This window comes from Streptomyces sp. GSL17-111 (assembly GCF_037911585.1).
Lineage (GTDB): Bacteria > Actinomycetota > Actinomycetes > Streptomycetales > Streptomycetaceae > Streptomyces.
On sequence record NZ_JBAJNS010000001.1, the window covers coordinates 732,470 to 741,356 of the forward strand.

Here is an 8,887-nt window from a genome sequence, read left to right on the forward strand (position 1 = left end):
ATCGCAATTCATGGAACACGCGCCCTTCCACGTACCCATGAACGCTCGCGCAACCGTCCTTCGCCGCAGCTCCGGAGGTGTGACCGTCATCGTCGGCAACGCAGTGACTTTCCATGTTCTCGGCCCTCTGGATGTGTATCTGAACGACCGTCCGGTCCCTCTCGGGTCGGCACGGCAGAGAGCCGTCCTGTCAACACTCCTTCTTACTCCGGGGCAACCCGTCACCACGGAACAGCTCACCGAAGCCGTATGGCCCGGAAAGGCTCCCGCCCGTACGGCGGCGAATCTGCACAGCTACGTGTCCCATCTCCGCCGGGTCCTGGAACCGCACGGTCCGCCCCGGCAGCGGCATCACCTGCTGCGCCGGGAGCAGGGCGGCTACGTGCTCGCCGGGGACCCCGAGAGTCTGGACGCCGTCCGCTTCGAGCGGCTCCTGCACGAGGGCCGCGCGCTGTCGACGGCGGGACGCCACCAGGAGGCGAGCCGGACCTTACGCGAGGCCCTGGCCCTGTGGCGCGGCGGTGCACATCCGGAGGTGAGCGACTACACACCCGGCGCGCATGCCGCCGCCCGCTACGAGGAGCTGCGGCTCGTCGCGCTCGAGAGCCTGTGGGAGGCCGAACTGGCCTCGGAGAGCGACGTCTCGGTGCCGACGGCAGACCTGGCGGAGCTCAGCGCCCGCTTCCCCACCCACGAGCGGTTCAGCCTGCTCCTCATGAAGGCGCTCCACCGCTCGGGCCGCCGGGCCGAAGCCATCGACACCTACCACCGCACACGCCGGACGCTCGCCGAGGACTACGGCATCGATCCCGGTGTGGAACTCCAGGAACTGTTCGGTCGCATCCTCTGCGGAGAGCCGGCCGTGAGCTGAGCGCCACCGTCCGCGCCACCCGCCACGCGTGAGAGGTGGGTGGCCGAAAGCAGCAGCCTCGCGACGGCCCGGCATCCTCGCTCACCCGTCCGCGTCAGCCCCGCCACGGGGCCCCACCAGGCATTCAAGATGTGGCCATGGTGTCGCCAAGGGGCCCGTGGCAGGGTACGGATCAAGAAGACGGGGGTCGCACACCCGGGCGGACGCGCAGCACGCACGTCGGCGGCCGGTGGTTCGCTGCGGCGGCCCGTCGACTTGACCCGAGGCCCCTCGCACGGCCTCGCACTGCCGACCAGACCACACGTCACCCGGGGGAGACGACGATGCACGGCACCGCAAGTCCACACCACTGAGCGCGGCACACTCCGCTGTGTCCGGTCCGCGCCCCATCCGCCGTGTGGACCACGAAGGCGGACGCCGGTGACCGACCGGGCCCGCCCGCCCGGATGGGCCCGACGCCGTCCGGTGAGCGGCCCGGCACGTCGACGGCCGTCATCGGGCATTGCCGCGCCCGCCCGTTGCCGCACCTCCGCGAGAACACCCGTGTCCACACACACCCGTGTCCACCGCGCCCGGATCGACGGGAACCGGACGACGCACCCGGTCGACGAGAAAGCCGAGTAGCCGTGTCGCAGACAACGCCGCGCCCCGAACCGGGCCCGGACACCGCCAACGACCAGCCCGCCCGCACCGTCGCACCGCCCGTCCTCGACGCCCCGCTGGTGCCGCTCGTGTTGTCGGCACGTAGCGAGTCCGCCCTGATCGACCGGGCCCGGGCCCTCCTCGCCCACATCGAGGCCCATCCCGACATCCTGCCCGCAGCGGTGGGGCGGACGCTGGTCACCGCACCCGGCGCGACGAGCGGCCCACACCGTGCCGTGCTGTTGGTGGCCGAACGGTCGGAGGCGGTCCAGGGTCTGACGGCCCTCGTCGAGGGCGGGTTCGCCCCCTTGCTGTTCCGCTCCCCCGCCGGCGCCACCTGCGGCGAAAACTCCTCGCACGACCCCCGTGCGGTTCACGTCTTCCCCGGCCAGGGCTCCCAGTGGGCCGGTATGACGCTGGACCTGCTGGCCGCCTCCGAGGTCTTCCGGGAGCGCTTGACCGACTGCGCCAAGGCCCTGGAGCCGCACGTCCCGTGGTCGCTGTTCGACGTGCTGCGCGGGGCTCCGGGGGCACCACCGCTGGAGTCCGTCGACGTCGTGCAGCCCGTGCTGTTCGCCGTCACGGTGGCCCTGTCCGCGCTCTGGCGCGCGTGCGGCGTGGAGCCGGCGGCCGTCATCGGGGCCAGCCTCGGTGAGATCACCGCCGCGCAGGTCGCGGGCGCACTGAGCCTGGAGGACGCCGCGTCCGTCGTGGCCGCGTGGAGCCGGATGCAGGCCGACGCCCCGGGCGAGGGCGACCTCGCCTCGGCGCTCCTGTCCCGGTCCGAGCTGGAGCCGTGGCTGCGCGCCGAGCACCGACGTGGGCGGGTGCACTTCGCCGGGGCCAACGGACCGTCGTCCGTCCTGTTCAGCGGGGAACGCGCCGCCGTGGCCGAACTCGTCGAGGCACTCGGGACGGCGGGCGTGCGGGTCCGCACACTCGGCAACGGCCTGGCGGCGCACGCCCCGGACCTCGCGGTGGACCCGGCTCCCCTGCTGCGGCGGACGGCCTCCGTCACCGCGCGCACGACGACGGTCCCGTTCCACTCCTCCCTGGTCGGGGGCGCCTTCGACACCGCCGGACTCGACGGCGCCTACTGGCACCGCAACATCGTCTCCGAGATCCGTCTCACGGACGCGGTGCGCGCCCTCCCCGGGGCGGAGCACCGCGTCTTCCTGGAGGTCAGCCCGCATCCGGTGGTGCTCGACGGGGTGCAGCAGACCCTTGACGCCCTCGCGGCGGGGTCCCCGAGGGGCGCCTCCGGACGGGTCGTGCCGACGCTGCGTCGCGGGCAGAACGGAGCCGTCAACCTGCTGACCGGGCTCGCGGAACTGTACGTCGCCGGCTGTGACGCCCGCTGGGCCGCGCTCTTCCCGGAGCACGACGACGCCACGGCGCTCGATCCGGCGTTCCTGCCCGGTCATGCGGACCTCGGCCCGGCGCAGGAGGCGGGAGGCGACGGTGGAGACAGTGAGGAGGGTGCAGGCGGAGCCACCGGGGTGGCGGACTTCCAGGCCCGGTTCACCGCACTGCCTGCCGCTCAGCAACGCCCCTGGGTCGAGCAGTTGGTGCGGTCGCTGATCGTCACGCTGCGCGGCGGCGCGGACGACGGTGACCTCGGGCGCGCCCGCGTCTCCTTCCGCGACCTCGGCTTCGACTCGGTCACCGGAATCGCCCTGCGCAACAGGCTCGTCGAGGCCACCGAACTGTCGCTGCCCGTCACCCTGCTGTTCGAGCATCCCACCGTCGGCGCACTGGTCGACCATCTCTGCGCGCGGCTGGGTGGGCGGGAGGACGGGGCCGGGGTGACGGTCCCCGAAGCCGAACCGTCCCCTACGGGCGCGGCCTCCCCTCCCCCCGGAGCGGACGACCCCATCGCCATCGTGGGCATGGCCTGCCGCCTTCCCGGCGGCGTGGACTCGCCCGCCGCGCTGTGGCGGCTGGTCACCGACGGCACCGACGCCATCTCCGACTTCCCCGAGAACCGCGGCTGGGACCTCGACGGGCTCCACGACGCCGACCCCGACCGTCCCGGCACGACCTACGTGCGGCACGGAGGCTTCCTGCACGACGCGGGCCTGTTCGACGCGTCGTTCTTCGGCATCAGCCCACGCGAGGCGCTGGCCATGGACCCGCAGCAGCGGCTGCTCCTGGAGACCACCTGGGAGGCGCTGGAACACGCGGGCATCGACCCCACGGCGCTGCACGGCAGCACGGGCGGTGTCTTCGTCGGCGCGATGAGTCAGGAGTACGGTGCCCGACTGCACGAAGCCGACGCGTCGGTGCAGGGGCACGTCCTGACCGGGACGACGGTCAGCGTCCTCTCCGGGCGTCTGGCATACGTCCTCGGCCTGGAGGGCCCGGCCCTGACCGTGGACACCGCCTGCTCGTCCTCCCTGGTCGCGCTGCACCAGGCCGTGCGCTCGCTGCGCTCGGGAGAGTGCACGATGGCGCTGGCGGGCGGGGCAACCGTCATGGCCGAGCCCGGCATGTTCGTGGAGTTCAGCCGACAGCGCGGACTCGCTCCCGACGGGCGGTGCAAGGCGTTCGCCGCAACCGCCGACGGGACGGCCTGGGCCGAGGGCGTGGGCGTGCTGGTGCTGGAGCGGTTGTCCGACGCCCGGCGGGCCGGACGTCGGGTGCTGGCCGTCGTGCGCGGCTCGGCCGTCAACCAGGACGGCGCCTCCAACGGACTCACCGCGCCCAACGGACTCGCCCAGCAGAAGGTCGTCCGGGCGGCGTTGGCCGACGCAAACCTCATGTCCGACGGCGTGGACGCGGTGGAGGCGCACGGGACCGGTACGACGCTCGGAGACCCGATCGAGGCCCAGGCGCTCCTGGCCACCTACGGCCAGAACCGCCCCGCCGAACGGCCGGTGTGGCTGGGCTCGCTCAAGTCCAACATCGGTCACACCCAGGCCGCCGCCGGCGTCGCGGGCGTCATGAAGATGGTCCTCGCCCTGCAGCACGGCGTCCTGCCCTCCACCCTCCACGTCGACGAACCCACCCCCCACGTCGACTGGACCACCGGAGCCGTCCGCCTCCTCACCCAGGACCAGCCCTGGCCCGACACCGGCCGCCCCCGCCGCGCCGCCGTCTCCTCCTTCGGCATCAGCGGAACCAACGCCCACGTCGTCCTGGAGCAGGCCCCGACGGAGACGCCGGACCTCGCCCCGGCTGAGGCGCCGGACCCGGTGGCGTGCGAGGTGCCGGTGGTGTCGCTGGTGCTGTCCGCGCGGGACGGGAACGCCCTACGCGCTCAGGCGGGACGTCTGGCGGCGCACCTGCGGGAGACGTCCGACGACGTGCGTGAGGTGGCCGATGCCCTGATCACCCAGCGTGCCTTCCTCGACCACCGCGCCGTCATCCTCGGCACCGACCGCGACGAACTCCTCCACGGCCTCGACACCCTCGCCACAGGCGAGGAAGCCCCCGGGGTCATCACCGGACACGGCCAGGCCGAACGACCCGTCTTCGTCTTCCCGGGTCAGGGCTCGCAATGGGCCGGCATGGCCCACGACCTCCTGAACACCTCCGCCGTCTTCCGGCAATCGATCGACGCCTGCGAAGAGGCCCTGGCGCCCCATGTGGACTGGTCGCTGACCGAGGTCCTGCGCAGCGACGAGCCCATCACCCGCGTCGACGTCATCCAGCCCGTGCTGTTCGCGGTCATGGTGTCCCTCGCCGCGATGTGGCGCTCCCTGGGCGTCGAACCCGCAGCCGTCATCGGGCACTCCCAGGGCGAGATCGCCGCAGCCGTCGTCTCCGAAGCCCTCACCCTCAACGACGGCGCCAAAATCGCCGCCCTACGCTCCCAAGCCCTCCGCACCCTCAGCGGCACCGGAGGCATGGCCTCCCTACCCCTGAGCCCTGAGGACACCACGGACCTCATCGCCCCCTGGGCGTCCGAGCTGAGCATCGCCGCCCACAACGGACCCCACACCACCGTCATCGCCGGAAACACCGAGGCACTCGACCAACTCCTCACCCACTGCGAGGAAAAGCAAATCCGGGCCCGACGCATCGACGTCGACTACGCCTCACACACCCACCACATCGAAACCCTCAAAACCCACCTCGCGACATCACTCACCGACATCACCCCCCAGCCGTCAAAGATCCCCTTCTACTCCACCGTCACCGGCACCACCCTCGACACCACCCAGCTCACCGCCGACTACTGGTACACCAACCTCCGCCAACCCGTCCTCCTCACCCACACCACCCAACACGCCCACACCCAAGGCCACACCGCCTACATCGAAATCAGCCCCCACCCCATCCTCACCCCCGCCCTCGAAACCACCCTCGAACCCCACCCCGTCCTCATCACCGGCACCCTCCACCGCAACAAGAACGCCTGGCACCAACTCCTCACCAACGCCGCCCACACCACCACCCACGGCATCCCCACACACTGGAACCACACCACCAACCAGACCACGCACCACCTCAACCTCCCCACCTACCCCTTCCAACGCACCCACTACTGGGCCTTGGCCAACGGCCACGAGTCACTCCGCACGGTCGGGCTGGCCGCCGCCGAACACCCGCTGCTGGTCACCACGACCACGCTCCCCGACCGTTCCACCCTGCACACCGGCACCATCGGTGCGAACCGCGCCCCCTGGCTCGCCGATCACGCGGTGTGGGACCTGCCCCTCGCGCCTGGCACCGCCTTTCTCGAACTTGCCCTGCACGCCGGCTTGCACGCCGGTGCCCCGCACGTCGAAGAGCTGACGCTGCACGCCCCGCTTCCGCTCCATCCCGCGCGCACTCTTCACCTCCGTACCACCGCGCCCTCCTCCACGGGACAGCGGACCCTCACGGTGCACACGAGCGTCGACCACGACACCTGGACCCACCACGCCACCGCGACGCTGGCCCCGGAGCCGACCTCGGCGGTTGAGGTCCCCGAGTGGTCGGCCGACGACGACACGGCGGCGTTGACGCCCGCGGACGGTTGGTACGAGCGGCTGGCCGATGCGGGGTTCCACTACGGCCCCGCCTTCCGGGGGCTGAGGGGGCACGGGCGCAGGGACGGCGCGCTGGTCACGGAGGTGCGGCTGCCCGACGGGCCCCGGACGGACGCGCACCGGTTCGGCGTTCATCCGGCGCTTCTCGACGCGGCGTTGCACGCCTGCCTGCTGGAGGGTTCCGACGGAGTCCGTCTGCCGTTCGTGTGGAGCGGGGTCACCCTGCACGCCACGGGCGCCGAGGTGCTGCGCGTCCGGCTGACGCCGATCGGGCCCGACACCATGTCGCTGACCGGTTGTGACGAGACGGGCCGGCCGGTCATATCGGTGGCCTCGCTGACGTTGCGTCCGGTGACGGCCGAGCAGTTCCGCGCGGCCATGCGGGTGCGCCCGCACGGCCCCCTGTACACCGTGGGGTGGCGCCCGTTGGGCGTGTCGGGGAGCGATCGGTCACGGCCTGAGCCCGTCGTGGTCGGACCCGCGCTGCCGGGGCTGCCCAACCCCGCCCACGCCGACCTCGCCGGTCTGCTGGCGGCCCCGGAGGACGTGACGCCGCCCGGCGACGCGGCGGTGCCGACCACCGTCATCGTGCCGTGCGTGGCGAGCGCGGAGGCGGGGGTCACGGCGGCGCACACGGCGTTGGCACGGGCGCTGGAGTCGCTGACCTCCTGGCTCGCTCAGGAACGGTTCTCGGCCTGGCGGCTGGTGCTGCTCACCCGGGGTGCCGTGGCCGTGCGGGACGGGGAGGGCATCGACGATCTGGGGTGGGCGCCGCTGTGGGGCCTGGTGCGGTCGGCGCAGTCCGAGCATCCGGGTCGGATCGTCCTGGCCGACGTGGACGCGACCCCGGAGTCGTACCGGGCACTGACGGCCGCGCTCGACCGTCCCGGCTTCGAGCCGCAGCTCGCCGTCCGGCGTGGTGAGGTGTACGCCGCACGGTTGGAGGAGGCGGAACAGGCCGAGCCGATCGTCGGTCCGGGAACCGGGGACGAAGGGCTGGAAGGGGAGAAGCCGGGCGCGGGCAGCGGGTTCGACGGCCACGGCACGGTGTTGATCACCGGTGGTACGGGACTGCTGGGTGCGCTGACGGCTCGGCACCTCGTCGAGCACCACGGCGTACGGCGTCTCCTGCTGCTCAGCCGCCGTGGTCCCGAGGCCCCCGGGGCGGATGTGCTGCGGAAGGAACTGGTCGCGTCGGGCGCGGAGGTGGTGATCGTCGCCTGCGACGTGTCCCAGCGCGCGGACCTCCGCCGGGCCCTGGACCACGTTCCGCACGACCATCCGCTGAGCGCCGTGGTGCACACGGCGGGCACGCTGGACGACGGCACCCTGGAGACGCTCACCCCTGAGCGCGTCGCCGCCGTGCTGCGGCCCAAGGCGGACGCCGCCTGGCACCTGCACGAGCTCACCCGCGAGCACGAGGTGAAGGCGTTCGTGCTCTTCTCCTCCGCGGCCGGAGTGCTCGGGCAGGCGGGGCAGGGGAGCTACTCGGCGGCCAACGCCTGGCTGGACGCGCTGGCGCACTTCCGCCGCGCCCAGGGGCTGCCCGCGCTCTCCCTGGCCTGGGGGCTGTGGGCGGAGTCCGGCGGAATGACGGGGCACCTCACCACCTCGGACCTGAGCCGACTGCGCCGGACGGGGCTCGCCCCGATGCCCACGGAGGAGGGCCTGGCCCTGTTCGACGCGGCGGTACGGACGGCGGCGGCGCAGGCGGGGCCGTCCGTCCTCGTGCCGGCCCGGTGGGACCTGGCAGCCGTGCGGGCCGGTACCGAGGTGCCCGCACTGCTCAGCGGTCTCGTACGACCGGCCCCGCGCAGGGTGGCGCCCGGGGCGTCCGACGGCACCCGCACGGACGGGAGCGGTCTGTACGAGCGGCTGCGGAGCGCGTCGGACGCCGACCGGGCCCGGGCGCTGCTGGACCTCGTCCGGCGCACCGTGGCGGCCGTGCTCGGCCACGCGGAAGGTCAGCAGGTCGATCCCGACCGAGGCTTCCTGGAGTTGGGGCTCGACTCGCTGACCGCGTTGGAGCTGCGCAACCGGCTGGGGGCCGAGGCGGGGCTGCGGCTCCCGGCCACCCTGATCTTCAACCATCCCACCCCGGCCGCCGTGGCCCTCAGGCTGGAGAGCCTGTTGTTCCCCGCAGGGGACGCCGCGTCCCCGCCACCGGACGCCGCCCCCGGACCGGACGACGTCGTCACGCCGAGCCCCCGGAACGCCGAGCACGAACCGCCGGACAGCCCTGACGGCGGCCGTGACGTGGCCGAGGCGATCGACGCCATGGATCTGGACGACCTGGTCCGGGCCGCCCTGCGAGACGACTGACCCCGCCCCGAGGACGTTCCTCATCCCCGCCATCGTGCCGCGTACCCAGAGGTTCGGAGACCCCCGATGACCGCGT

At 72.8% G+C, this 8,887-nt stretch carries 2 protein-coding genes; both read left to right on the plus strand.

Features of this window, described 5'->3' with window-relative positions; translation table 11 throughout:
* Window positions 1–37: 37 nt before the first annotated feature.
* Entirely contained in the window at window positions 38–871 is an 834-nt protein-coding gene (locus V6D49_RS03260) for an AfsR/SARP family transcriptional regulator (protein WP_340556924.1), read from the plus strand.
* A gap of 626 nt (window positions 872–1,497) precedes the next feature.
* Window positions 1,498–8,811, plus strand: a complete 7,314-nt coding sequence (locus tag V6D49_RS03265) for an SDR family NAD(P)-dependent oxidoreductase (protein ID WP_340556926.1) — start codon at window positions 1,498–1,500, stop codon at window positions 8,809–8,811.
* The last annotated feature ends 76 nt before the right edge of the window (window positions 8,812–8,887 follow it).